The organism is Martelella sp., assembly GCF_984369615.1.
Genome location: NZ_CFHTCS010000024.1, coordinates 1 through 24,560, shown reverse-complemented (window position 1 = coordinate 24,560; position 24,560 = coordinate 1). Strand labels below are relative to the sequence as shown.

Annotated in this window: 21 protein-coding genes; 14 read left to right on the top strand and 7 right to left on the bottom strand. The window is 62.7% G+C overall.

The annotated features are described in order from the left end of the window. Positions 1 to 573, bottom strand: a 573-nt coding sequence (locus tag AC5DC2_RS03970) for a glycosyltransferase (RefSeq protein ID WP_491697549.1), incomplete at its 3' end; no start/stop codon positions are given. Positions 574 to 796: 223 nt separating this feature from the next. Here AC5DC2_RS03970 and AC5DC2_RS03965 point away from each other — a divergent pair. The 7 genes from AC5DC2_RS03965 to AC5DC2_RS03935 all read left to right on the top strand — a co-directional run bounded on the left by AC5DC2_RS03965 (position 797) and on the right by AC5DC2_RS03935 (position 11,412). Next, the gene (locus AC5DC2_RS03965) at positions 797 to 2,065 is read left to right on the top strand and encodes a glycerate kinase type-2 family protein (protein WP_491697548.1); all 1,269 of its coding nucleotides are present in this window, start codon (positions 797 to 799) and stop codon (positions 2,063 to 2,065) included. A gap of 160 nt (positions 2,066 to 2,225) precedes the next feature. After that, positions 2,226 to 3,206 (top strand): polysaccharide deacetylase family protein, encoded by a 981-nt coding sequence (locus AC5DC2_RS03960; RefSeq protein WP_491697547.1) that lies wholly within the window; start codon positions 2,226 to 2,228, stop codon positions 3,204 to 3,206. Positions 3,207 to 3,371: 165 nt separating this feature from the next. Beyond that, on the top strand, positions 3,372 to 4,487 hold the full coding sequence (gene leuB, locus AC5DC2_RS03955) for a 3-isopropylmalate dehydrogenase (RefSeq protein WP_491697546.1): 1,116 nt from the start codon (positions 3,372 to 3,374) through the stop codon (positions 4,485 to 4,487). 116 nt (positions 4,488 to 4,603) lie between these two features. Continuing rightward, positions 4,604 to 5,362, top strand: a complete 759-nt coding sequence (locus AC5DC2_RS03950; protein WP_491697545.1) for a phosphatase PAP2 family protein — start codon at positions 4,604 to 4,606, stop codon at positions 5,360 to 5,362. Positions 5,363 to 5,697: 335 nt separating this feature from the next. Beyond that, a complete protein-coding gene (locus tag AC5DC2_RS03945; protein ID WP_491697544.1) occupies positions 5,698 to 7,590 on the top strand; it encodes an ATP-binding protein in 1,893 nt (630 codons plus the stop codon). Next, a complete protein-coding gene (locus AC5DC2_RS03940; protein ID WP_491697543.1) occupies positions 7,587 to 9,773 on the top strand; it encodes an EAL domain-containing protein in 2,187 nt (728 codons plus the stop codon). The genes AC5DC2_RS03945 and AC5DC2_RS03940 overlap by 4 nt, the downstream gene beginning before the upstream one ends. Positions 9,774 to 9,915: 142 nt before the next feature. Next, entirely contained in the window at positions 9,916 to 11,412 is a 1,497-nt protein-coding gene (locus AC5DC2_RS03935; protein ID WP_491697542.1) for a PAS domain S-box protein, read from the top strand. A gap of 82 nt (positions 11,413 to 11,494) precedes the next feature. Here AC5DC2_RS03935 and AC5DC2_RS03930 read toward each other — a convergent pair whose 3' ends face one another. Both AC5DC2_RS03930 and AC5DC2_RS03925 read right to left on the bottom strand, forming a co-directional pair. Further along, positions 11,495 to 12,157 (bottom strand): RraA family protein, encoded by a 663-nt coding sequence (locus AC5DC2_RS03930; RefSeq protein WP_024709652.1) that lies wholly within the window; start codon positions 12,155 to 12,157, stop codon positions 11,495 to 11,497. Position 12,158: 1 nt separating this feature from the next. Beyond that, positions 12,159 to 12,932 carry a FadR/GntR family transcriptional regulator gene (locus AC5DC2_RS03925; RefSeq protein WP_161633056.1) on the bottom strand — a complete coding sequence of 258 codons (774 nt, stop codon included), beginning with the start codon at positions 12,930 to 12,932 and terminating at the stop codon, positions 12,159 to 12,161. Between the two features lie 122 nt (positions 12,933 to 13,054). On the opposite strand from AC5DC2_RS03925, the gene AC5DC2_RS03920 reads away from it, so the two are divergent. Genes AC5DC2_RS03920 through AC5DC2_RS03905 form a run of 4 tightly spaced genes read left to right on the top strand, consistent with a single transcriptional unit; the run spans position 13,055 to position 16,931 of the window. Next, on the top strand, positions 13,055 to 14,032 hold the full coding sequence (locus tag AC5DC2_RS03920; RefSeq protein WP_491697541.1) for a tripartite tricarboxylate transporter substrate binding protein: 978 nt from the start codon (positions 13,055 to 13,057) through the stop codon (positions 14,030 to 14,032). A 20-nt stretch (positions 14,033 to 14,052) separates the two neighbouring features. Further along, positions 14,053 to 14,526, top strand: a complete 474-nt coding sequence (locus AC5DC2_RS03915; protein WP_491697540.1) for a tripartite tricarboxylate transporter TctB family protein — start codon at positions 14,053 to 14,055, stop codon at positions 14,524 to 14,526. Continuing rightward, positions 14,523 to 16,052, top strand: coding sequence for a tripartite tricarboxylate transporter permease (locus tag AC5DC2_RS03910; protein ID WP_491697539.1), 1,530 nt, complete (start codon positions 14,523 to 14,525; stop codon positions 16,050 to 16,052). The genes AC5DC2_RS03915 and AC5DC2_RS03910 overlap by 4 nt, the downstream gene beginning before the upstream one ends. Before the next feature lie 60 nt (positions 16,053 to 16,112). Then, positions 16,113 to 16,931, top strand: a complete 819-nt coding sequence (locus AC5DC2_RS03905) for an SDR family oxidoreductase (protein WP_491697538.1) — start codon at positions 16,113 to 16,115, stop codon at positions 16,929 to 16,931. 81 nt (positions 16,932 to 17,012) lie between these two features. On the opposite strand, the gene AC5DC2_RS03900 is transcribed toward AC5DC2_RS03905, so the two are convergent. Together AC5DC2_RS03900 and AC5DC2_RS03895 are read right to left on the bottom strand one after the other, a co-directional pair. Further along, positions 17,013 to 17,852, bottom strand: coding sequence for a GNAT family N-acetyltransferase (locus AC5DC2_RS03900; protein ID WP_491697537.1), 840 nt, complete (start codon positions 17,850 to 17,852; stop codon positions 17,013 to 17,015). A 133-nt stretch (positions 17,853 to 17,985) separates the two neighbouring features. Continuing rightward, entirely contained in the window at positions 17,986 to 18,558 is a 573-nt protein-coding gene (locus tag AC5DC2_RS03895) for a UbiX family flavin prenyltransferase (RefSeq protein ID WP_491697550.1), read from the bottom strand. Positions 18,559 to 19,174: 616 nt separating this feature from the next. Between AC5DC2_RS03895 and AC5DC2_RS03890 the strand changes: the two genes are divergently transcribed. Next, on the top strand, positions 19,175 to 19,393 hold the full coding sequence (locus tag AC5DC2_RS03890) for a hypothetical protein (RefSeq protein ID WP_024709644.1): 219 nt from the start codon (positions 19,175 to 19,177) through the stop codon (positions 19,391 to 19,393). A 26-nt stretch (positions 19,394 to 19,419) separates the two neighbouring features. On the opposite strand, the gene AC5DC2_RS03885 is transcribed toward AC5DC2_RS03890, so the two are convergent. After that, a complete protein-coding gene (locus AC5DC2_RS03885; RefSeq protein ID WP_491697536.1) occupies positions 19,420 to 21,486 on the bottom strand; it encodes a M3 family metallopeptidase in 2,067 nt (688 codons plus the stop codon). Positions 21,487 to 21,657: 171 nt separating this feature from the next. On the opposite strand from AC5DC2_RS03885, the gene AC5DC2_RS03880 reads away from it, so the two are divergent. Both AC5DC2_RS03880 and AC5DC2_RS03875 read left to right on the top strand, forming a co-directional pair. Continuing rightward, the gene (locus AC5DC2_RS03880) at positions 21,658 to 22,107 is read left to right on the top strand and encodes a MarR family winged helix-turn-helix transcriptional regulator (protein WP_491697535.1); all 450 of its coding nucleotides are present in this window, start codon (positions 21,658 to 21,660) and stop codon (positions 22,105 to 22,107) included. A 2-nt stretch (positions 22,108 to 22,109) separates the two neighbouring features. Beyond that, positions 22,110 to 23,375, top strand: a complete 1,266-nt coding sequence (locus AC5DC2_RS03875) for a multidrug effflux MFS transporter (RefSeq protein ID WP_491697534.1) — start codon at positions 22,110 to 22,112, stop codon at positions 23,373 to 23,375. Positions 23,376 to 23,486: 111 nt separating this feature from the next. Here the strand turns inward: AC5DC2_RS03875 and AC5DC2_RS03870 are convergent. After that, positions 23,487 to 24,560: argininosuccinate synthase (locus AC5DC2_RS03870; protein WP_491697533.1), on the bottom strand; the 1,074-nt coding region annotated here is incomplete at its 5' end.

Below are 24,560 nucleotides of genomic sequence, written 5' to 3'. Positions count from 1 at the left end.
GGTCGCGATCACGCTGTCGCAGGCGCGGTAGATCTTGTTTTCATGCTTGATCCGCTCGGTGAAGTTGAAGTCCTTCTCGAACTGCTCCTTCTGATCCGGGTAGTCGGTTTCCATCGTCCGCTTCTTCCACAGGCCAATCGAATGCGGTGTGTGGAGATGGGGAATGTGGAGCGCCTCGGCGAGACGAAGGCCTGCATAGCCGGCGTCCCAATAATGCGAATTGATGAAATTATAGCTCAGATCATGTTCGCGCATGTAGCGCAGCGCGTTCTCGCTCCACTCGAGCAGGTGCTTGTAAAGATATTCCTTGGGAATGAAGTCCTTGCCGCCGCAGGGAATGCGCACGACGCGAACCCGCTCGTCCACTTCGTCGATTTCCGGCTGGTCCTCGAACCTGCGGGTGTAGATGTCGACGGAGAAGCCGAGTTGCGCGAGCTTTTTTGACAGCTCGAGAATATAGACGACCTGGCCGCCGGTATCGGCAGCGCCAAGCGGAGGATCGGCTGCAACATAGCCGTGGGTGGAAACAAGAGCGATACTGGGAAATTTATCGGACTCGTTTATGTGAGCCATAATGGATCCTTCCTTGCAATACGTCGGGCGTCATCGCGCAGCGGTCGGTTTCTGTATCAAACATGATGGTCGACTGAAGTGAAACCTCCAGACAGAAGAAACGAAAGGGCGCACGCCCAGCGTTAAACTAACGCGTCAATCGCGCATTGGTTCCGAAGAAACTTGAGGAGCCCCGATTTATGTGAACAATACGAAACACAATTCATGCCCTACAGGACTAACCATGCAGTTCAATGACGATCCGAAAGGCTTCCTGCGTTTTCTGTTCGATACGGCGGTGGCGGCCGCCGACCCGATGGAACAGGTATCCCGATATTTGCCCGAACCGCCGAAAGGCCGCACCGTTGTCGTCGGCGCCGGCAAGGGCTCGGCGCGCATGGCCGAGGCGCTCGAAGCCTGCTGGGACAGACCGCTGGAAGGCGTGGTCGTGACCCGCTATGGCCACGAGGCACCGTGCGAGAAGATCGAGATCCTCTCCGCCTCCCATCCCGTGCCGGATGCCGCCGGCGAACGCGCGGCCAAACGCATTCTGGAAACGGTTTCCGGCCTTACGGAGGACGACCTCGTCATCGTGCTGATCTCCGGCGGCGGCTCGGCTTTGCTGTCCCTGCCGCCGGACGGTCTGACGCTCGAAGACAAGATTTCGGTGAACAGGGCGCTGCTCAGATGCGGGGCATCGATCGACGAGGTCAACTGCGTGCGCAAGCACCTCTCGGCGATCAAGGGCGGGCGACTGGCCGCCGCCATCCATCCGGCGCGCTGTCACACGCTTATGATCTCCGATGTGCCGGGCGATGATCCGGCGATCATCGCTTCCGGGCCGACGGTCGGCGAGACCACGACGGCCGAGGATGCGAAGGCGATCATCAGGCGCTACCGCATCGACTTGCCGGACCATGTCGCGCAGCATCTTGATTCGCCGCTTGCCGCGTGCGTGAAGCCCGACGACCCGCGCCTGGCAAGCACCGGGAACCATATCATCGCGACCCCGCTGATGTCGCTGGAGGCGGCGGCCGAAAAGGCGCGGTCCGCCGGTCTCAACGTGCTTGTGCTGGGCGATACGATCGAGGGAGAGGCCAGCGAGGTCGGCATCGTCCATGCCGGCATCGCCGAGGCGATCCACCATCACGATATCCCCATTGCCAAACCCGCGCTCGTGCTTTCGGGCGGGGAGACGAGCGTGACCGTCAAGGGCGACGGGCGCGGCGGGCGCAATGTCGAGTTCCTGCTGTCGCTTGCGGTCCATCTCAACGGCCTTGCGGGCGTGCATGCGCTTTCCGGCGATACCGACGGCGTGGACGGGCGCGAGGAGGTTGCCGGCGCGGTGATCGACCCCGATACGCTGAAACGGGCGCGCGAGGCCGGCATCGATGCGCGGGCGTCCCTTGAAAACAATGACGGCCACGGTTTCTTCGAGGGGCTCGGCGATCAGGTGGTCACCGGGCCCACCCTGACCAATGTCAATGATTTCAGGGCGATCCTCGTTCTGTGAGCCGGCAGGTCTGTCTGTAGACGAAAAATGCAACCATAGAGCGCCTCTGTGCGCGGCGCTTTACCGTTTGGTAACCATATTGCCACATTTTTTGACCAAGAGCCGGGCGGCGAAATGCGTCGCTCGCTTTTGTCGAGTCTCTGGCTGAACTGGATTACCAATGCACCGTTTGCTGAACGGCCTTTTCGGCCTTGGCGTTCTCGCGCTCGCCTCCTGCGCTTCCACCGGACACCGTGATACAGTGACCCTGCAGACGGCGCTGGTGGCGACCGAAAGACCGGCGGAGGCTGGTTCAGGCAGCCCCGAGGCCATCGAGGTGATGATGACGGGCTCGATCGACAAATCGGCGGCGGCAGAAGCGGCCCCGCTCAAGATCAGTTCGATCCGTTCGCGGATCGTCGAGGGCGCGGATGCGGAAGCCGTAGCGCGTCCCGTCCGCCTTGTCGCCAGCAAGCCGGTGAGGGATTTTCCTCTTGCCGGACGTACGATCTATCTTGATGAGACCCGCGACATCACGCTCGCCCCCAAGGAGGTCGTGCTGACCTTTGATGACGGTCCGGTTCCCGCCAGGACGCCTGCCGTGCTGCAGGCTCTCGAGGAGCACGGCGTGAAGGGCCTGTTCTTCATGGTCGGCGAAATGGCGCATTATCATCCGGAGGTCGCCGAACTGGTCGTCAAAAGCGACCAGACCATCGGCAGCCATACCTATTCCCACCCGCACCTGCCGGCGCTGTCCCATGCCGTTGCGGTCGCGAATATCGATCGTGGTATCGCCGCCGTCGAGACAGCGACGGGCATCAAGCCGCGTTTCTTCCGCTTCCCCTATCTGGCGGAGAGCGCCGCACTCGATCGCGCGCTGCAGGAACGCGGCGTGATCCCGGTCGGCATCGATATTGATTCGCGCGACTATGAACAGGCCTCGACCGATGTTCTGGTGAACCGGGTCATGACCGGGCTTGCCCGGCGCGGCGGCGGGATCGTTTTGATGCATGACCTGCAGGGGCGCACGGCGCGCGCCATCGGGCCGCTCCTGAACCGGCTGGAAGCCGAAGGCTACAAGGTGGTGACGGTAAAATACGGCAAGCCATCCGACGACGAGCCCGAAACGCTGATGGCGCGCCTTTCGCGCGGTCGCGAATAGGCCGCCTCCGGGGCGTACCGCAAGCTGCCGAACCGGCTTGAAAACCCGGCATATGCGGTCTAGAACCGGCGCCATTGCGGCGGTTGCGATAGTGACCGGCACGCCATTGATGCGCTTCCCGGGGTTGAGCGGGCGCGCGGGTTTTCAGCAACACGGGAGGCCTCCTTGAGCCAGCGTAAACTCTTTCTTCTGCCCGGCGACGGCATTGGTCCGGAAATCACCGCGGAACTCGAAAAGATCATTGCCTTCATGAACGAGAAGGCCGGCGCCGGCTTCGAAGTCGAGAAGGGCCTCGTCGGCGGCTCGGCCTATGATGCCCACGGCGTGGCGATCTCCGATGACGACATGGCGCGGGCCATGGCGGCCGACGCCGTCATTCTCGCCGCCGTCGGCGGCCCCAAATGGGACAATGTGCCCTATGACGTGCGCCCCGAAGCCGGCCTTCTGCGGCTGCGCAAGGACATGCAGCTCTTCGCCAACCTGCGCCCGGCGATCTGCTATTCCGCGCTTGCCGCCTCCTCCTCGCTGAAGCCGGAGCTGGTCGAGGGCCTCGATATCCTGATCGTGCGCGAACTGACCGGCGGCGTTTACTTCGGCGAGCCGAAGGAGATCATCGATCTCGACAACGGCCAGCAGCGCGCCATCGACACGCAGGTCTATGATACCTACGAGATCGAGCGCATCGCCGCCGTCGCCTTCGAGCTTGCCCGCACCCGCGACAATCGCGTCTGCTCGATGGAAAAGCGCAATGTGATGAAATCCGGCCTGTTCTGGAACCAGGTCGTCACCCGCGTTCACGACGAGAAGTTCTCCGATGTGAAACTTTCCCACATGCTGGCCGATGCCGGCGGCATGCAGCTCGTGCGTGCGCCGAAACAGTTCGACGTGATCGTCACCGACAATCTCTTCGGCGACTTGCTTTCCGACGTCGCCGCCATGCTGACCGGTTCGCTCGGCATGCTGCCGTCGGCCTCGCTCGGCGCGGAAGACCCGGAAACCGGCAAGCGCAAGGCGATGTACGAGCCTGTTCATGGCTCGGCGCCCGATATCGCCGGCCAGGGCGTTGCCAACCCGCTGGCCATGATCGCCTCCTTCGCCATGTGCCTGCGTTATTCCTTCAACATGATCGTCGAGGCCGAGGCGCTGGAAGCGGCGATCGCCGATGTGCTGGAGGATGGCTACCGCACCGGCGACATCATGGCCGAAGGGTGCAGGAAGGTCGGAACCGCGGAAATGGGCGATGCGGTGCTTGCCGCGCTTGCGAAGAAACTCGCCGCCTGATGTCCTTCGGCGCCGGCCTTGCACGGGCCGGCACGGAAGCTTGGCGGCGGTCTGCCGCCAAGATCGTTGCGGCAGAAAACTACCACTTTTCGGCATGACGCCCTAGATGGAAGCGGATGACAGACAAACACCCGCTCCCTCCCGCACCCTACCGGACCAGGCTCCGCCTCTTCTGGAAACGGAGAAAGGCGCAGAAGCCTTTCTCGCTCTCTGCCACCTGCTGGCCGTGGTTCCTGCTGCCTGCGGCGACGATGGCGCTTCTTTCCTTCGCGGCCCTTGACGGCCCGGTCGCCTCTGCCCGCGATGCGATGTCGGCCTCGTTCCAGGATGTTGCGGTGCGCTTGACCGATCTGACCACGTCGCCCTGGATTCTTGTGACCAGCGGAGCGGTGACGCTCGGCGCGCTTGCGGTTCTTGCCCGCGCCGGCAGGACATCGGCGCGATATCGTGCCGTCCATGTCGCCCATCAGGCGGTTTATGTCTTTTCCACCGTTGCGCTCGCCAGCGCCTCGGTCAATGTCGTGAAGCGGCTGATCGGCAGGGCGCGTCCGTCGCTGTTCGACAGCGTCGGCGACCTTCATTTCCGGTTCGGCGGCTGGGCCTATGATTATGCGAGCTTTCCCTCCGGCCACGCCACGACGTCCGGCGCCGTCTTTGCTGCTCTGGCGCTGCTTTTCCCCCGCATGGGGCCGGTCTTTGCCAGCCTGGCCATCTTCTTCGCCTATGCCCGCGTCGCCGTCGGCGCACACTATCCGAGCGATATTTCGACCGGGCTGTTCTACGGGGCGTGGGTTGCGGCGCTGATGGCGGTGATCTTTGCCCGCTATCGCCTGCTGTTCGTCATCCCTGAAAACGGGCTGCCTCAACGCAGGTGAGGGCCGCACGGATCAATGCCGCGGCGAGCACCCTTCGGCCCGGGTGAAAGCAAAAAAAACGATTTAGTTTCTCCCGTTCAGCAATCTATGAGTGTGTCTGAGTCGCGTATCGCGGTTGCGAAATAAAACGAAGGGGGATCCTAATGCAATACCATGTATAATTTATTCAAAAAGGTAGATACCTTAGGCCGGTTCTCCGAATATAAACCAAGTTGAACCTGAAAAAATAGAAATTCAACGTGTGGTGGCTACAAAACCGTGAATTCGGCGATACATTCATTAGAGGAGGCTGATGCAAAACGTCAGCGAAGCCGCGACAGACACGGAAACATCATATGCGAGGCGCCCTCACGAGTTTCCTGGGCAGAATTGTGCGCAAGCCGACCATGGTCGAGTGGCGGCTCATGCTGGCGCTCTTTGCCGGCCTGTTCGTTGTCGTCCTTCTCATCTGGTATGTTTCCTACACCGTGGAACAGCGCCTTCAGGCGCAGCGCACTCGGCTGCAGGCCGAAGGCGCCCTGCGTCTTGCGAATATCTGGGTCAGCGGTTTCATCGCTGAACATGCGCAGTATCTCAATGTAATCGGAGACAGTCATGCCCTCGGCAGGCGACTTGAAGACGAGGGCGCAACCGCCGCGCTGATCCAGGATTTTTCCGCCTGGGTGCGGGCGAAGCCCGACATCGCGCAATTGCGCTATATCGCAGCCGATGGCACGGAAGAGGTTCGTGTCGACCGCGTCGGGGAGGCGATTGTTCCGGTCGGCGAATCCAACCTGCAGGACAAATCCCCGCGCTATTACTTTCAGGCCGCCAACACCCTGCCGGCCGGTTCGCTTTATCTTTCCCGGCTCGACCTCAATGTCGAGGATGGCGTGATCGAGGAACCCTGGCGTCCGATGCTGCGCCTGGCCGCGCCGGTTTTTTCGCCGGAGGGCGCCCGCCGCGGCGTGCTCGTTGTCAATCTCGATGCCTCAAGCATTCTGGTCAAGCTCGATCTCTTGACCTCTCCCTTCGTCAGGCGGATTCAGCTCCTGAATGCGGACGGTTACTGGATGGGCGGCGTGGCGCGGCGCGATCGCTGGGGTTTCATGTTCGGCAAGAACACGACGCTCGCCGAGCGTGCGCCTGGGCTCTTTGCGGACATGAAGGCCGGGGTCGAACACCGAAGCGATGCCCAGAACTATGTCTTTGCCCGTCTGCCGGTCGGCGAGACGATCGCCGAGGAATCCGGTTTCGATCATGTCGAAACAGCTGACGCGCCCTGGTACCTGCTGATCGCCTATCCGCCGAGGCCTGGCTTTCTGTCATCGGAGAACCTGCCGGGCCTCGCCGTGCTCTTCATCGCCTCGGCCGTGTTTGCGGCGCTCGGCGCGCGGCTGATCGCCTATCGCAGGACGGCGGAAGCGCGGGTTCGCGCGGCGGAAGCGCGGATGGTGCGCATCGACCGGCTCGCCGGTCTGGGCGGCCTGGTGGCCGGCGTCGCGCATGAACTGAACACGCCGATCGGCAATGCCATGATGGTTGCGACCACGATCGACCGGCGCGCGGAAAGCCTTCAGGAGTCGCTTCAGGAAGGTCGGATCGGCCGCAACGCCTTCGCCCGGGCGCTCGATGATATCCGCCAGGGCACCCGGATGACCCGCGAGGCGCTAGAGGGCGCTGCGGATATCATCGGCAATTTCAAGCAGATCGCCGTCGATCAGGCGAGCGACCGTCGTCGACGGTTTTCGCTCGCGCGCTACCTTCACGACACGATCTCGCTGCTCCAAACGCAGTTCTCAAAGGGCGATGTGCGGCTTGTCGCCGGTCCGATGGACGAGATTCGCATGCACAGCTTTCCCGGGCCGCTCGGGCAGGCGGTCACAAACCTGGTCAACAACGCCCGTCTTCATGCCTTTCCGCACGGCGCGGCCGGGACCATAACCGTTTCGGCGGAACGGAAGGGCAGGCGTGGCGTGGCCATCAGCGTTGCCGATGATGGTTGCGGTATCTTGCCGGAAAACAGGGACAGGATCTTCGACCCTTTCTTCTCCACCTCGTTCGGAAAGGGCGGCAGCGGACTGGGCCTCGTCATTGTCCACAACATCGTCACCGGCGTGCTCGGCGGCGACATCGAGGTCGACAGCGCGCCGGGCGCGGGAACGCGGATCACCCTTTTGCTTCCGCTTGTCTCGCCCGGTTCCGGCGTCGACGCAAATGCCTATCAGATGAAGGAGCAGGGCCCATGAACAATGATCTGGAGCTCGAACTCTTCGACGACGCGGCCGATGACGGCGCTGCGTTTGCCGGTCGGCCTTGGAAGGTGCTTGTGGTCGACGACAACCCGGATGTTCACGCTGCCACGGATTATGCGCTGAAGGATGTCTCGATCTTCGGACGGCCGCTCAAGACCATCTCGGCGCATTCCGTCGATGAGGCGATTGTGCGCGCCGAGGAGCACGAGGATATCGCGGTTTCGATGATCGACGTCGTCATGGAAACGGACGATGCCGGGATGAAGCTCGTCAAGGCTCTGAGAAACAAAGGGTTTTCGGATATGCGGCTGGTTCTCCGCACCGGCTATCCCGGCTATGCGCCTGAGCTTGCCGTGGTGACCGATTACGAGATCGACGGCTATCACACCAAGGATGAACTGACGCGCACGCGGCTGATCTCGCTTTTGACCACATCCATCCGCGCCTATGACAGCATCCGGGCCATGTCGCGCAGCCGCGAGGGGCTTGAGCTCATCGTCAGGAGCGCCCGACAGCTCTTCCGGCGCGGCAATCTGGAAATGTTCGCCGAGGGCGTGCTCACCCAGATTGCGGCGCTCCTGCGGGTGGACGCGGACGGTCTTGTCGCGGCGGCCGGTCCCCGCGGAGATGTGCTGCGCGTGGTTGCCGGCATAGGCCGCTACTCGGCCACGGGGCCGCTCGCTTTTGCCGAAGCGGCGCCGAACATCGCCGATCTGTTCGAAGAGGGCGAGCCGAACCTGGAGCCGGTCTTTTCCGGCGGCTATATGGGCCTTTGGTTCGACGCCGGAGAGGACGGCCGCCTTTTCGCAGCCCTCAGGACGGATCGGGCCGTCGACCAGCCGGAGCTTGACCTCCTCCGGCTTTTTGCAAGCAACATCGCCGTCGGCTTCCAGAATCTCGCGCTCATCGAGGCGCTTGACCGGCTGGCCTTTCGCGATGCTTTCCTGGACCTGCCGAACCTCAATGCCTTCGAGCACGCCCTTGGCGCAGCGCTCGACGTCTCCCGTGCCGGTCATATCGTCAAGGTTCACGTCTGCGACTACCAGACCATGGTCGCCTCCTTCGGCAGCCCGGTCGCCAACAAGGTTATGCAGGAGGCCTATACCCGCCTGCACCAGCTCTGCCAGGGAAAATGCACGATCGCTCTGATCGCCGAAGGGGCATTCGGAATCGTTGATCCGGAGGGCGTGCTTTCCACCCACGGCCTGTCGCGCGCGCTGGACAAGGCCTATCTTGTGGACGGCATCGAGCTCGCGCCGCGCCCCACCTCGGTGATGATCCCGATGGATGACCTGCCGGAGGACCGCTCGCGCGCCGTCAGCGTCGCGACGGCGGCGCTTATTCACATCAGGAGCGTCGAGGACGGCGCCCATGTTCGGTACGGAAAGGCGGAGCGCAGGGCCTGGGAAAGGCAGGGGCGACTGGAGGAGGCGCTGAAGGCAAGCGTGGAAACGGGCAGGGGGTTTTTCGTCGTCCTGCAGCCGAAGGTCATGCTCGATACCGGCCTGGTGTATGGCGCGGAGGCGCTGTTGCGCTGGCGGGTCGCCGATGAGGCGATCTCCCCGGACGAGTTCATTCCGATCGCCGAGCGCACCGGCATGACGCGGGCGCTCACCGGTTTCGTGCTGCGACAGGTCGCCGACTGGTCGCTGGCGCGTCGACCAGCAAGGGGTGAACCGCTGCGCGTTGCCGTCAATCTTTCCATGGCCGACCTGAACGTGCCGGGCTTCGCCGCCTGGCTCTGCCGGCGGGTCGATGCGCTGGGCCTTGGCCCGCAGACGCTGGAATTCGAAGTGACCGAGGCGATCGCCATGCACGGCCGCGTCGCCATTCGCCAGGTCGAACTGCTTTCGCGGCGGGGCTTCTGCATCTCGCTGGACGATTTCGGCACAGGCTATTCCTCCTTCGGTCATCTCAACACCCTGCCCATCAGCATGGTCAAGATCGACCGCAGCTTTGTCCGCGACCTTTCCGGGGAAATGGCGACCCGTTCCCTGTGCTCGGTCATCGTCGCGATGTCGGAAAAGCTCGGCGTCGAATGTCTGGCCGAAGGCGTGGAAACCGAGGCGCAGCGTCTGGCCCTTTTGGAGATGGGCTGCCGGAAGGCGCAGGGCTTCCTGTTCGGCAGGCCGACAGCGATGGATGAATTCGCGGAGCGCTTCGGGCTTTCCGGCTGAAACGGCGCCACTTGATCGGCCTCGGCGCGAGGGGGCGGACCGTTTCAGGAAAAGAACCCTTACCCTCAAAAGTAATGGCGGCGTCGTGGTCTTGCGGCTATGGTGCGGGAAGTACCCACCTTTTTCGTGTCAGAAGCAATAAATGAACCAACCAGACGAAGCCCGGATCGAACACGAAATCCATCGTGTCGCGGCCTCCAACGATCCCTTTGCCGCAGCCGTCCGCACCACCCGGATGCCGATGCTGATCACCGATCCGGGCCAGCCCGACAATCCGGTCGTTTTTGCCAATGACGCTTTTCTGCGGCTCACGGGCTACGGCCGGGACGAGATTCTCGGACAGAACTGCCGGTTCCTGCAGGGCACGGGGACCAATTCCGACGATGTGACCAAGGTGCGCGACGCGATTGCCCGCCAGGAGTCGATCGAGATCGACCTGCTCAACTATCGCAAGGATGGCTCGAGTTTCTGGAACCGGGTGCTGATCTCGCCGGTCTTCGATGATGAAGGCAAGCTCACCTATTTCTTCGCCTCGCAGTTTGACGTCACGCCGGAGCGGCGGCGGATTGCCGAGATGCATGTCTCGCAGGAGGAGCTCGAAGAGCAGATCGAGCAGCGCATCCACGACCTGAGTGCCTCCGAAAACCGGCTGCGTTTCATTCTGGAGGCCGCCAAGATGGGGTCCTGGACGCTGGAGCTCGGCACCAAGCGGCTGATCACATCAGTGCAGGCCAAGGCCAATTACGGCCTTGCGCCGGCCGACAGGCTGAATTTCGTCGATGCCCGCAAGGCCGTCGATCCGGCGGATCTGGAAAGCTGGACCAGGGGGCTGGAGCGCACCATCCGCGGCGAGGAAGACCTGCATCTGATCTACAGGGTTCGCACGCCGAAGGGGGAGTTGCGCTGGCTGGAGGCGCGCGGCCAGCTCTCCGGCGCGCCCGGCGGCCACCAGTTCATCAGCGGCATCACCCAGGATATCACCGAGCGCAAGGAAGCCGAGGAGCACCGCAAGCTGCTTGCCCGCGAGCTGAACCACCGGGTCAAGAATTCGCTGGCGATCGCCCAGTCGATCTTTGCGCAATCGCTGAAGTCAGCCAAGTCACTTGAGGAGGCGCAAGGCATCGCGTTCGGCCGCATCCGGGCGATGTCGACGGCGCAGGATCTTCTGACCAAGGAAGGCTGGAATTCCGCCGAGCTGCGGGCGCTGGTCAGCGACGTTATGGAACCGTTCAAGGGTGCCGATATCAGGATCGGCGGACCGCGGGTCATCCTCAACGAACAGGCGGTTTCCGCGCTGTCGCTCGCGCTTTACGAACTGGCGACCAATGCCACCAAATATGGTGCCCTGTCTGTGGCGGGCGGTTCGGTGACGATCCACTGGGAAATCGTCAAGAACGGACGTCGTACGCTGCATTTTCACTGGAGCGAGATGGGCGGACCGCCGGTGGAGCCGCCGAAGACGCGCGGTTTCGGCTCGCGCATGATCGAGGAGATTGTCGCCCATTCCATGGACGGCACGGCCAGGATCGAGTACCGGCAGACGGGCGTGCTCTACTCGATCGTCGCGGACCTGCCCGATGATCCCGAGAAGATCGTGCCGCGCAGCGGCAGGGACGACGCTGGCCGGGAGCCTGCCTGAAACAGAGGCCCCTTCCCACGGAAAAGGCCCCGAAACGGCAATGCGAGCGCGTTCCGGGGCCAGTGGGGGAGGGAGGCTTCCTTTATTCTGCCGGCCAGATGGCCTGCAGCTTTTCGCCCGCAAGAATGCGGTCGCGATTGGTTGCCTCTTCCTTGCCAAGCGCGTCTGCCTGATCGGCAACGGCCTTGACGTGTTCCTTCGGAATGACGACCACGCCGTCGATGTCGCCGAAGATCACGTCTCCGGGCTTGACGGTCGCCTTGCCGATCTTAAGCGGCACCTGGCTCTTCTTCGGTTCCTTCTTGCCGGTCACGCCGATCGGGCTCGGCATGGTGCCGAACAGCGGATAGCCGAGCGCGCGCACCTGGGCGAGATCGCGCACCGTGCCGTTGACGACGGTTGCCGCGCAGCCGTGGGTCTTGGCGCCCGTGCTCATCAGTTCGCCCGAGCAGGAGCCCGGTGCGCAGGAGGCGTCGCAGACCATGATGCCGCCCTTGGGCGCATTGTCGATGGCGTTGTGGTAGACGTCCTGCGGCTCGCCCTTGCGGTCGGATGGTTCGAACAGGACGGTGACGGCCGGGCCGCAGACCACGTCGCCGGGCGCAAGCGCGCCGAGCAGCGAAATGCCTTCCAGGCAGCCCCACAGTCCGAGCGCTTCCATGCTGTCATGGATATCGCCGGAATACCATTTCTTCAGACGCTCGATTGCCTCCCAGTCGGTGTCCGAATAGTCGAAGTCGGCCATTTCATTCCTCTTTTCTGGCTTTTTTCTGGTTTGATTTCTCGATCGCCTGCCGCAGGTAATCCGCGGAATTGTCGATCTGCGCGCGCAGCAGCGCCTTGGATCCGGCCTTGTCGCGGGCCCTGATCAGGTCGAAAATGCTGGCGTGTTCGGCATAGGCCTCGTCAAGCGATTTGGTCGGCACGCGGCTCGAAATGTGCATCACCTCGTTGATGAGGCCGGAGAGATTGTCATAGATGTGCTGCAGCACCTGATTGTCGGTCGCGTGCACCAGCGCGAGGTGAAAGGCGGCATCGGCATTGACGAAGCCGGAGAAGTCGCCCTCGTCACGGGCCGTGCGCATGTCCGCCAGTGCGGCTTCTATCGCCGGCGTCACCGGGTCTTCTCGGTCCGTCAGCATTTCCAGAACCTCGGCCTCGATCATCCGGCGCACGCCCATGAGCTGGAGCAGGTAGTCGGGATCGGTGGAAAAACGCTGGCGTACGGTGACGGCCAGCGTCTCAAGATAGCCATCGACGTCGTCGCGCACCACTTCCGTGCGCTCACCGTGGCGGCGTCGCACCAGGCCCTTGGTCTCAAGCACCTGGATCGCCTCGCGCACGGATCGGGTGGAAACGCCGAACTCATTGGCGATGGCGCTTTCGGAGTCGAGCCGGTCGCCGACCTTGAGCTCGCCGTTGAGAATGCGGCTCTCAAGAATGGACGATACTTCCGAATGCAGCCGCTCGCGTCGCTTCAGCAGTCCGCCATTCGCTTTTTCGGCATCGGTTCTCATCATGCGTTCCATGTCCTTTCGCTCGGTTGACAATACTTATGTCATGAGTCATAAGTCAAGTGTTATGTCGCTGCGGGGTCGCTCATGAAGCGGGTTCGAAGAAAGACTCACAACGGGAGGTAGATATGAAATCCACTCTGAAGACACTTGTCCACACAACGGTTGCCGCTGCGGCCCTCCTCGGGCTTGCGGGCGCTGCCCATGCCGAATGGCCGGAGCGCGCCGTTACGGTGATCGTGCCGTGGTCCGCCGGCGGCGGAACCGATGCCACCGCGCGCGCCGTTGCCGCGGATCTGGAAGAAAAATTCGGCCAGCCCTTCAATGTCGTCAACCGCACCGGCGGCGGCGGTCTTGTCGGCCATTCGGCCATCGCCAACGCCAAGGCGGACGGCTACACGATCGGCGTCATCACCATCGAAAGCACGATGTACGAAACGCAGGGCCTGCCGGGCGTCAATCCGGACAGCTACGACTATATCGGCCGCTACAATGCCGATGCGATCGGCATCAACGTTCAGGCCGACGCCGGTTATGACGGCGTGCAGGCGCTGATCGACGACGTCAAGGCCAATCCCGGCAAGATCACCGCGTCGGGCGCGAACCGCGGCGGCCTGTCTCACCTTGCCTGGGCCGGGCTTCTCAACAAGCTCGACATTGCCCCGGACGCGAGCCCCTGGGTTGCCTCCGACGGATCTGCGCCCGCGCTGCAGCAGCTTGCCGCCGGCGCCATCGATGTGGTCTCCACATCCCCTGCGGAAGCCCGCTCGCTGGTCGAGGCCGGCGAAGTGGCGACGCTGGCTCTGATCGCCGACGAGCGCAGCCCGCTCTTCCCCGATATCCCGACCACGACCGAGGCGCTTGACGTCCAGTGGTCGCCGATGCCGTTCCGCGGCCTTGCGGGCCCTGCCGGTCTTCCGGCCGAAACGGTCGAGAAGCTCGAGGCAGCGCTTCAGGAAATCTGCGATGACCCGGATTTCCAGAAGTTCATGTCGTCGCGCGGCTTCTCGGTCGCCTATCAGGACGCCGCCGCCTTCAAACAGACGGTTTACAACGACTATGAGGGCCTTGCCGAGACCATGAAGGTTCTGGGTCTGGCGAAGTAACGCCGTCGGAGTGGACTGACATGAAAATCAGCGACCGGATTACCGGGCCCGCTTTGTCGCTCTTCGGAGCGGCCGTGATCGTGGGGGCGACAAGGCTCCCCACGGTTCCGGGCGTGCGCTTCGGTGCGGACCTCATGCCCATGCTGGTGGGCATCGGCTTTATCGGGCTGGGCATTGCCATCAGCATGGGCGCCTTCATCGCCGGCGGCGGGCAGAAGCTTGTCGATCTGTCCGAATGGCATGTGCCGATGCGCAAGAAACTGGCGGCCGTCTGGACGCTTGCCGGCCTCGTGCTCGGCATCTTCCTGTTCGAAAGCGTTGGCTTTCCGCTCTACGCCTTCATCTACATGGCCGTATTGATGCTGCTGATGGGCGCATCCTGGATGGTCACGGTAATCGTCAGCCCGACGGTCGTGCTTCTTCTCTATGTCGGCTTTTCAAAAGGCCTGCTGGTGCCGCTTCCCGCCGGCCTTCTGGGAGGGATATTGTCATGAGTGCCGATACGCTGCTTCAGGCCCTTTCGATCGTCTTCCAGGTGGATGTGCTGCTCGCCATCCTGCTCGGCGCTGTCTACGGGCTTTTCATCGGCGCGTTGCCGGGGCTGACGGCGACCATGTCGACCGCCCTTCTGGTGCCGGTCACCTTCTACATGGCGCCCGTGCCCGCGATCGCGTTGATCGTCTCATCGACGGCCATGGCGATCTCGGCCGGCGACATGCCGGGCACGCTCCTGCGTATTCCCGGAACACCGGCATCGGCCGCCTATACCGACGAATCCTATCAGATGACGCTGAAGGGCAAGGCGTCGACCGCGCTTTCCATCGGCTTCTTCTTTTCCGCCATGGGCGGCCTTGTCGGCGCCACCGTCCTGCTCGTCACCGGCCCGCTGCTGGCGAAGATCTCGCTGAATTTCTCCAGCTTCGAGTTCTTCTGGCTGGCCGTGCTCGGTCTTCTGACCTGCGCGCTGGTCTCGGGCAGCGATGCGGCGCGCGGCTTCACCTCGCTTCTGATCGGGTTGCTGATCTCCACGGTCGGGCTTGACATCACCACCGGCGCGCCGCGCTTCGTCTTCGGACAGATGGAGCTGATGGGCGGGGTTTCCTTCATTCCCGTCATGATCGGCATGTTCGCCTTCTCCGAGATCCTGCGCGGCTTCACCACCGGCCAGACCGGCGGTGCGGAGATGCCGAAGCTTGGAAAGATCGTGCCGTTTCAGGGCATATTCGGCTTGTTCCGCAAATATCCCTTCTCCTTCCTGCGCGGTGCCTCGCTCGGCACGGCCGTCGGCGCGCTGCCGGGCATCGGCGGCGATCTCGCCGCCTGGATTGCCTACGGCATGTCCAAGCGGTTCTCCAAGACGCCGGAGAAATACGGAACCGGTCATCCGGAGGGGCTGATCGAGTCGACCTCGTCGAACAATGCCGGGCTTTCCAGCGCCTGGATCCCGGCGCTCGTCTTCGGCATCCCGGGCGACGCCGTCACCGCCATTGCCGTCGGCGTCCTGTTCATGAAGGGCGTCAATCCGGGCCCGCGGCTGTTCGTCGAAAACCCGTCCATGCCGACCGCGATCATCCTTTGCTTCTTCGTTGCCAACCTGCTGCTGTTTCCGCTGGGTTACGCCGCGATCAAGCTCGCCCGCCACGTTCTTTCGATCCCGCGCTCGGTGATCGTGCCGATCATTCTGGTGTGCTGCTTCCTCGGCTCCTATGCGGTGAACAACACGCTGTTCGGCGTTTGGGTCATGCTGATTGCAGGCATCGTCGGCTATCTGATGGAACGCAACGGCTTTCCGATCGCCCCCGTCATTCTGGGGCTTGTTCTGGGGCCGGTGCTGGAACGCAACTTCATCATGTCGATGCAGATATCGGGCGGCGATCTTCTCGGCTTTTTCGAGCGTCCCATTGCCGCCTTCCTCGGCGTTGCCGTCTGCCTGATCCTGGTCGCGACCGCGCTTCGCTCGATCCTCTACTTCCGGCGCGGCGCGGCGGACGAAAAAGACGCGGTTCAAAACCCGCAATGAATTCAATCCGGCGGGTGCGCCGCCAATTCAAACTCTCCCCTTCTGAAAGGACGAAAAACCATGGACAAGATGTTCTCCGTTGAAGGTCGCATCATCGTCGTCACGGGCGGGCTGGGCCAGCTCGGCACCCAGTTTTCGAAGTCGCTGGCAGAGGCCGGCGCCAAGGTCGCCATCTACTCGCGCCGGCCTTTCTCGAAGGCCCAGATCGCGGAAAAATTTCCGGGCCTTGAGGACCGGATCAGGGTCTATGAAGCCTCGGTCACCGACAAGGCGGCGCTTCAGGCCGCGACCGATCAGCTGATCGCCGACTGGGGCGTGCCGCATGTTCTCGTCAACAATGCCGGCATTGATTCCAAGCCCGACGGCGCGGCCGACCAGAACGCGCCTTTCGAGGACTACCCCCAGAAATACTGGGACGAAATCATCGACACCAATCTGACCGGTGTGATGCTGACCAGCCAGGTCGTCGGCACCAAGATGGCCGAGAAAGAACGCGGCTCGATCATCAATGTCGGCTCGATGTACGGCATGGTGTCGCCCAACCAGGCGCTTTATGCCTACCGGCTGGAGCGCGACGGCGTGCCCTTCGTCAAGGCCGTTTCCTATGCAGCTTCCAAGTCGGGCCTTTTGAACCTGACGCGCTATCTCGCAACCTATTGGGCGCCGAAGAAAGTCCGCTGCAATATCATCTCGTTTGGCGGCGTGAAGACCGGTTCCTACGACAAGGAATTCATCGATGCGTTTCTGGAGCGCGTGCCGCTCGGCCGCCAGGCCGAGGTCGACGAATACAACGGCGTGATCCGCTTCCTCGCCTCCGATGCGTCGTCCTACATGACCGGCTCGAACGTCGTCGTCGACGGCGGCTTCACGGCCTGGTAGGCGCACAATCTCTCCTTGCGATCGCGACAGGGCGGCTCCGTCGATGGGCCGCCCCGTTTTCTGTCGAAGCCGAAGGCAGGCCTATCCGAGTTCGAGACTGGTGACGGCGAAGACGCCGGCTATGTGCAGGGCAGGCGTGGTTCCGCGATACATCCGCGCGGTCTCGAAGCCGCGGACAAGGCCGGCAGCCTCCAGCCAGGCGATGAAGCCAAGCTGGATCAGCGGTACGTCGATATCGACCCGCTCGCTGCCGATATCGGCGACAAGCCCCGCCAGAAGCGCCTTCGCCGCCTGCGGCGTCTTGGCAAAGAGCGGGCCGATCTTCGAGCCGTCCCGACATTGTCGCGCAGCGCCATAGCCGAAGATCTCGCCGTCCTTCTCGATTAGTCGCGCGCTCGTCGCTGCCGCAAGCCAGGCGCCGAGAAAGGCCTTCCGGGGCGCGGGGAAGAAGGCCGCGTCGAAAGCGGCGATGCGGTCCAGGTCCGTGTCGCAGGCCTTGCGGGTTTCAGCATGGCCGGCGCAGTGCGCGGCATCGATCACGCCGCTCCAGCGCGCCGTGCCGTAATCGGCGGCAAAGCCCATCCGGGCGTAGTTCGGCTGTTGCTCCGGCACCCCGTCAAGCCCGATCGTGCGGCCGCCGAGATAGGCCATTGCGCGTTCCCAGACCAGCCGCCCATAGCCTTTGCCGCGCATATCCTTTCGGGTGATGTAGAGGCCGACGAAGCCGAAACCGTCGCTGTAGGCAATGGCGGAAATGCCGGAGACCATGGTCCCCTCGACATAACAGCCGAAGAATCCCGCGGGGTCTGCCGCCAGGAACGGAACAGCATCGCCGAGCCCGGGGTTCCAGCCTTCGGCCGCCGCCCAGTCGAGAAGCGTTTCGATTTCGGCAAGGTCCAGGACGCGAATTTCGGGCTGCATGGCGGAAGTGTCCTGTTATGGCGCCCGTCGTTCTCGCACGCCGGGTTTCTGGCTGGAGCATACGACCGGCGCGAGGGCATGGAAAGCACGATTACGCTTGGCTCCGGGGGGCGGCCCGTGCGGCGCCACCGTTTCATTCGCCCCAACGTCGAACCAGATCGCTATCGATGCCGAGGAGATCGAGCGCGCGCGCCACCGTCTGGGTCACCATGTCATCGAGGTTTTTCGGCCTCGTGTAGAAGGCGGGCACCGGCGGCATGATGATGGCGCCGGCTTCCGTTGCCTGGGTCATGGCGCGCAAATGGCCGAGGTGGAGCGGCGTCTCGCGCACCATCAGCACCAGTCGTCGGCGATCCTTGAGCGTGACATCTGCGGCGCGGCTCAGGAGCCCCGCCGTTACGCCCGTGGCGATCTCGGACAGGCTGCGGACCGAGCATGGGGCGACCAGCATCCCCATCGTGCGGAAGGAGCCGCTCGCAATCGCCGCGCCGATATCGTCGGGCGCATAGACGACGTCGGCCATCGCATGGACGTCGGCAACGCTGAGATCGCTTTCGTGGCCAAGCGTTACTTCCGCCGACGCCGTCATCACAAGGTGTGTCTCGATATTGAGCCCGCGCAGAATTTGCAGGGCGCGGAGCCCGTAGATGACGCAGGAGGCGCCGCTGATTCCGATGACAAGACGTTTTCGATGGAGATTGTCCATATTGCCGGTCCTGAACAGGGCGGCGACATGCCGCCATTGCCGCAGACCATAGCCGATCGGCGATGAGGCCAGAATGGCGTATGTCAGGACCTCGCCACATTTGGCAATTTGGCTGAAATAGGGTCGGCGCATCCCGATCACGCTTTTTTGAAGACGCCTCGCCCGGGCGGCGTGATAGCTCTTCGTTTTGGAGGTGTATTTCGGAGAGGGGTACGCGCAAGCAGCAATATTTCAAGACTGGCCGAAATTGCATTCTTCAAATTGCGCGAATCCTGCCGTTTCCGTTCGATTCGGACGCATCGCGCTTTCAATCTCTGGTGTTCATATAGTATGCGGCGCTCCGCCTGCGGTGAAGCCGAAGGCTTTCCGGGGCCGCGATGCCAATTGGGTAGCGCTGTCAGCGAAGTCGTTGTTGTCAGACAACAATTTATGCTTTTTTTCGGGGAACCAAACGTGTTACGCGGACGTTTCAGCTAACGTTCATAAATGACCATTCAAAGTTGAGCGTCGCTTTCGGGCAGCCCGCCGAAGACATGATCGGGCTGCTGTGCACGGGATGGAAATGCCGGTTTATCGCTCCTGGGAGCGCTCCGGCCAGGATCGGATTTGGTAGACGTTGAAGAATATCAGACTGTTTTCATGTTCATGCCATCATGAGCTCAGGTTCGGGACCAAGACCTGTTCCTACTGCTTCAGGCCCACCCCTTTCTACAACCGCAAACCATTCTGGATTGTACTTGTGCTGGTGGTCCTGGTCGTGCTGCTGGGCATGATCGGAGTCGATTTCGACCAGCTGCTGTTGCCGTCTTCCGACGTCGCGGATTCCGGTTCCTGAGCGTAGTCTCCGCGGCAGCCTTGCCGTCAGGGCAGCAGGCCGCGTCCGCGCAGCATGGCATCCGGGCTCGGCATCTTGCCCCTGAAGGCGCGATAGGCTTCCCCGGCGCGAACCGATCCGCCCCGCGACAGGATTGTCGTCCTCAGACGTTCGGCCTGTCGAGGATCAAACACGTCGCCCGTCTCCTCGAAGGCCTCGAAAGCGTCGGCGTCGAGCACTTCCGACCACATGTAGGAATAGTAGCCGGCCGCATAGCCGTCTCCGGCGAAGATATGCAGGAAGTGCGGTATGGCATGGCGCATGGCGATCGCTTTCGGCATGCCGATAGCGTTCAGCACGCCGTCCTGGAAGGCGACAGGGTCGGCCGGCGGCGTTGCTGCCGTATGCAGATGCATGTCGACAAGCGCGCAGGCGGTGTATTCCACGGTCGAGAAGGCCTGATTGAAGTTTGCCGCCTTGAGCACCTTCTCCATCAGGGCGTCAGGCATGGCCTCGCCGGTGCGGTGGTGAAGAGCGTAGGCGCGCAGGATGTCGGGCACGGTCAGCCAGTGCTCGTAGAGCTGCGAGGGCAGTTCCACGAAATCCCGGTCGACGCCCGTGCCTGAGACGGACGGATAGGTCACGTCGGACAGCATGCCGTGAAGCGCGTGGCCGAACTCGTGAAACAGCGTGTGCGCGTCATCGAGCGACAGAAGCGCCGGCTTGCCTTCGGCCGGCTTGGCGAAATTGCAGACATTGATGACGATCGGCAATTCGCCCTTGCTGCCGTTCGGCAGCGTCAGCTTGTGCTGGCTTTGCAGGGCGTTCATCCAGGCCCCGGAACGCTTGGTCGCGCGGTTGAAATAGTCGCCGAGGAAGATGGCGAAGGCCTCATCCTTGTCGTCGCGGATCTCGTAGACGCGGACATCGGGGTGATAGGCGACGATATCCGGGCGGTGGACAGCGTTGATGCCGAACAGCCGTCCGGCCACCGCGAAACAGGCTTCGAGAATCTTCTCCAGCTGCAGATAGGGTTTCACCTCGCTCTCGGAGAAGGCGAATTTCCGGGTCCTGAGCTTTTCGGCGTAATAGCGCCAGTCCCAGGCCTCGATATCGTGGTTTTCTCCCTCCTCGGCGACCAGCGCCTGAAGTTCCTTCTCGTCTTCGCCCGCAGCCTCCACGGCCTTTTCCCAGACATCCATCAAGAGCGTGTCCACCGCGTCCGCCGTCTTCGCCATGGTGTTGTCGAGCTTCAGGGCCGCGAAGTTCTCGTACCCGAGCAGCTTCGCCTTTTCGGCCCTCAGCGCCAGCGTCTCCTTCATCACCGCGCGATTGTCATGTTCGCCGCCGGAGAGGCCGCGGGCGGTCCAGGCGCGGAAGGCCTTTTCGCGCAGGTCCCGCCGCGACGACAGGGTGAGGAAAGGCTCCACGATCGAGCGTGACAGCGTCACCGCATGGGCTTCGGGCCGTCCACGCTCGGCAGCAGCGCCCGCCATGGCGTCGGTCAGGAAATCGGGAAGGCCGGCAAGCTCATCATCCTCGGTGAGGAACATGGCCCATTCGCTCTCGTCGGCGAGCACGTTCTGGCCGAACTGCGTTCCGAGCTCGGCGAGGCGTCCGTTGATTGCGGCAAGTCGTTGCTGTTCGTTGCCGCCAAGCTGCGCGCCGCTGCGCACGAGCCCTTTCCAGTGGCGCTCAAGCACGATTGTCTGTTCTTCGCTCAGGCCAAGTGTCTGCCGCTCCTGCCAGAGCGCGTCGATGCGGGAGAACAGCGCCTTGTTGGCGCCGATCTTCGAATAATGCGAGGAAAGCTTCGGCGCGATCGCGCGCTCCAGCGCCTGGATCGCCGGGTTGGTATCGGCGCCGGCGCGGGTGAAGAAGATAGCCGCCACCCGCGACAGCGCGTCGCCGGCGACTTCCAGGGCTTCCACCGTGTTGACGAAGCTCGGCGCTTCGGAATTTTCCGCAATCGCGTCGATCTCGGCGAGATGGTCGGCCATGGCCCGCTCGAAGGCGGGCGCGAAGTCCTCGTCCGATATCCGGTCGAAATGGGGCAGGCCCAGAGCCCCGTCCCAGGTCGTCAGTGCCGGATTGCGTTCTTTTGCGTCTGCCATTGCCGTCATTCCCGTTCTCATGCCTGTCCGCAAGCGCGGTTTTTCGATGTGTGAGCCATCGCCGGGCTTCTGACAAGAGGCTGTCTGGCTGCGACGGAAAAAAGCAGGGCTTGATGATTGCCAGACAAGATAGTAAGCAACGCTTATTAAATTGCAATTGCCGGATGTTCGATGGATAGCGAGATCAGCGCCGACCGCCTTGGCTTCCTCCTGACGGATGTCGCACGCCTGTTCCGCGCCGCGTTCGAGCGCAGGATCGGCGCTGCGGGCCTCGGCGTCACGCCGGGCGAGGCGCGGGCGCTTTCGCGCATTGCCGCCCGCAAGGGCGCCAGGCAAAGCGAGATCGCCGAGGAACTCGGTATCGAGCCGATGACGCTCTCGCGCTACCTTGATCGGCTGGAAAAGGCGGGGCTGATCGAAAGGCGTTCCGATCCAAGCGACGGCCGGGCGAAATGCATTCACACCACCAGGCGCGCGGGCGCGGTTTTATCCGCGATCCGGCGCCACTCCGATGAACTGATCGAAGAGGTTGAGGAGGGCCTTTCCGACCAAGAGAAACAGATGCTGCGAACCGCGCTGAAGATCATGCGCGGCAATTTCTCGCAGCGCTTGCAGGAATGACCATGACCGACGGAATGACCCAGCCGACGCCGAAGATGAGCGAGCGGCGCTCCAGCCTGATCGGCGCGATGATGACCATGCTCGGCCCGTTCTCGCTCGCCATCTATACCCCAGCCATGCCGACGCTTGCGATCGCTTTCGACACGACGGATGCGGCGATCAAGCTGTCGCTGTCCGTCTTCTTCGGCGGATTTGCCTTCGCGATGCTTGTCGCCGGGCCGCTTGCCGATGCCTTCGGGCGCAGAAAGACGGCGATCGGGTTTCTGATGGTCTACATGATCGGCAGTCTCCTTGCCGTCTTCGCCTGGGATGTGAACACGCTTCTCCTCGGACGGCTCGTCCAGGGGATCGGAGCCTCGGCCGGGCTGACGGTCGGGCGCGCCATTGTCCGCGACCAGTTTACCGGCGAGCCCGCGGCCCGCATCATGAACATGATCGGCATCGTGCTCGCCGTGGGGCCGGCAATCGCACCCACGATCGGAGGCCTCATCCTGTCCGTCTTCGACTGGAAGGCGATATTCCTGACAATGGCGGGTTTCGGCGCGGTCAGCACCGCCGTCCTCGTCACCATGATGTCCGAAACCGTTGTGCCTGATCGAAAGAAGGCGCGGCCGCTGCCATTGCTGAAGGCCTATGGCCGGCTTCTGGCAAGCGGCCGGTTCATGGCCGCCTCGCTTCTGATTGCCTCCTCGGCCGGCACCCTCTACGCGCTCGCTTCGATTCTGCCTTTCGTGCTGATCAAGGTCGCCGGCCTCACGCCGTCGCAATACGGCATGGGCATGCTGCTGCAGACCGGATCCTATTTCGTCGGTTCTGTGGTGTTTCGCTTTGCTCTTGGCCGGTTTTCGTCCCGTTCCCTGGTCAGGGTCGGGCTGCTCTTCATCGTTCTCGGGGCTTCCTCTATCGCTCTTTCCGTCGAATTCCTGCCGATCAGCTACCTTTCGGTCATGCTTCCGGTCGCAAGCTTCGCCTTCGGCATCGCCTTCGTCATGCCCTACACGATGAACGCCGCGCTGCTGCCGTTCCCGGCAATCGCCGGCTCGGCCTCCGCGCTGATGGGCTTCATGCAGATGGGCGCAGGCCTTGTCACCGGCATCATTGCAGCGGCGATCGGCTCGCCCGTTTTCGCCATTCAGGTCGTCGTCCCGACAATGGGCGCGATTGCGGTCTTGAGCTATGTCTCGCTCTGTCTCGCCGAACGCCCGCATCTTGCGGTCACACACGAAGCCGCGGAGGATGACATCCAAGCCTCCGAACCGCTTGCCTGACATCCGAAAGGCCCATCGCGGCACACTGCCGAACGGACGCGACATCTTTCAAGAAGAAAAGCGGAGCCGATGGCCCCGCTTTTCTCCAGATCCAGGCGTCTGATCGCGAGATCAGCCGTTGTCGCGCTTGGCAAGGGTCCTGAGGCGCAGCGCGTTCAGCTTGATGAAGCCGGCAGCGTCCTTCTGGTCGTAGGCGCCGTGGTCGTCCTCGAAGGTGACGAGCGATTCGGAATAGAGCGACTTGTCGCTTTCGCGGCCGGTGACGATGACATTGCCCTTGTAGAGCTTCAGCGTCACTTCGCCTTCCACATGTTCCTGGCTCTTGTCGATGGCGGCCTGCAGCATGTAGCGTTCGGGCGAGAACCAGAATCCGTAATAGATCAGCTCCGCGTATTTCGGCATCAACTCATCTTTGAGGTGCGCGGCGCCCCGGTCAAGCGTAATGGACTCCATGGCGCGATGCGCTGCGAGCAGAATGGTGCCGCCGGGCGTTTCGTAAACGCCGCGCGACTTCATGCCGACAAAGCGGTTCTCGACCAGGTCAAGACGGCCGATTCCGTTGTCGCGGCCATAATCATTGAGTTTTGCGAGCAGTGTTGCCGGGCTCAGCCTTTCGCCGTTGATCGAAACGGCATCGCCCTTCTCGAAACCGATCTTGATGATGGTCGCCTTGTCGGGCGCGGCTTCCGGCGAGACGGTGCGCATATGCACATATTCCGGCGCCTCGATCGCCGGATCTTCCAGCACGCGGCCTTCCGAGGAAGAATGCAGCAGGTTGGCGTCAACGGAGAAGGGCGCTTCGCCGCGCTTGTTCTTGGCGATCTGGATCTGGTGCCGTTCGGCAAATTCCAGAAGGTCGGTGCGGCTCTTGAAGGTCCAGTCGCGCCAGGGCGCGATGATCTTGATATCGGGGTTCAGCGCGTAGGCCGAAAGCTCGAAACGGACCTGGTCATTGCCCTTGCCGGTCGCGCCGTGGGCGATCGCGTCGGCGCCGGTTTCCCTTGCGATCTCGATCAGGCGCTTGGAAATCAGCGGCCGGGCGATCGAGGTGCCAAGCAGGTAGACGCCTTCATAGACGGCGTTGGCGCGGAACATCGGGAAGACGAAATCGCGGACGAATTCCTCGCGCACATCCTCAATGAAGATTTCCTTCACGCCGGCCTGCTCGGCCTTCAGGCGCGCAGG

Excerpts from the sequence above, each read along its gene's own strand:
- AC5DC2_RS03900 (WP_491697537.1), bottom strand. The coding sequence starts at position 17,852 with ATGCAGCCCGAAATTCGCGTCCTGGACCTTGCCGAAATCGAAACGCTT.
- AC5DC2_RS03960 (WP_491697547.1), top strand. The coding sequence starts at position 2,226 with ATGCACCGTTTGCTGAACGGCCTTTTCGGCCTTGGCGTTCTCGCGCTC.
- AC5DC2_RS03925 (WP_161633056.1), bottom strand. The coding sequence starts at position 12,932 with ATGATGAGAACCGATGCCGAAAAAGCGAATGGCGGACTGCTGAAGCGA.
- AC5DC2_RS03895 (WP_491697550.1), bottom strand. The coding sequence starts at position 18,558 with ATGGACAATCTCCATCGAAAACGTCTTGTCATCGGAATCAGCGGCGCC.
- AC5DC2_RS03915 (WP_491697540.1), top strand. The coding sequence starts at position 14,053 with ATGAAAATCAGCGACCGGATTACCGGGCCCGCTTTGTCGCTCTTCGGA.
- AC5DC2_RS03945 (WP_491697544.1), top strand. The coding sequence starts at position 5,698 with ATGCGAGGCGCCCTCACGAGTTTCCTGGGCAGAATTGTGCGCAAGCCG.
- AC5DC2_RS03940 (WP_491697543.1), top strand. The coding sequence starts at position 7,587 with ATGAACAATGATCTGGAGCTCGAACTCTTCGACGACGCGGCCGATGAC.
- AC5DC2_RS03930 (WP_024709652.1), bottom strand. The coding sequence starts at position 12,157 with ATGGCCGACTTCGACTATTCGGACACCGACTGGGAGGCAATCGAGCGT.
- AC5DC2_RS03910 (WP_491697539.1), top strand. The coding sequence starts at position 14,523 with ATGAGTGCCGATACGCTGCTTCAGGCCCTTTCGATCGTCTTCCAGGTG.
- AC5DC2_RS03875 (WP_491697534.1), top strand. The coding sequence starts at position 22,110 with ATGACCGACGGAATGACCCAGCCGACGCCGAAGATGAGCGAGCGGCGC.
- AC5DC2_RS03950 (WP_491697545.1), top strand. The coding sequence starts at position 4,604 with ATGACAGACAAACACCCGCTCCCTCCCGCACCCTACCGGACCAGGCTC.
- AC5DC2_RS03905 (WP_491697538.1), top strand. The coding sequence starts at position 16,113 with ATGGACAAGATGTTCTCCGTTGAAGGTCGCATCATCGTCGTCACGGGC.
- AC5DC2_RS03885 (WP_491697536.1), bottom strand. The coding sequence starts at position 21,486 with ATGGCAGACGCAAAAGAACGCAATCCGGCACTGACGACCTGGGACGGG.
- AC5DC2_RS03935 (WP_491697542.1), top strand. The coding sequence starts at position 9,916 with ATGAACCAACCAGACGAAGCCCGGATCGAACACGAAATCCATCGTGTC.
- AC5DC2_RS03965 (WP_491697548.1), top strand. The coding sequence starts at position 797 with ATGCAGTTCAATGACGATCCGAAAGGCTTCCTGCGTTTTCTGTTCGAT.
- AC5DC2_RS03880 (WP_491697535.1), top strand. The coding sequence starts at position 21,658 with ATGGATAGCGAGATCAGCGCCGACCGCCTTGGCTTCCTCCTGACGGAT.
- AC5DC2_RS03920 (WP_491697541.1), top strand. The coding sequence starts at position 13,055 with ATGAAATCCACTCTGAAGACACTTGTCCACACAACGGTTGCCGCTGCG.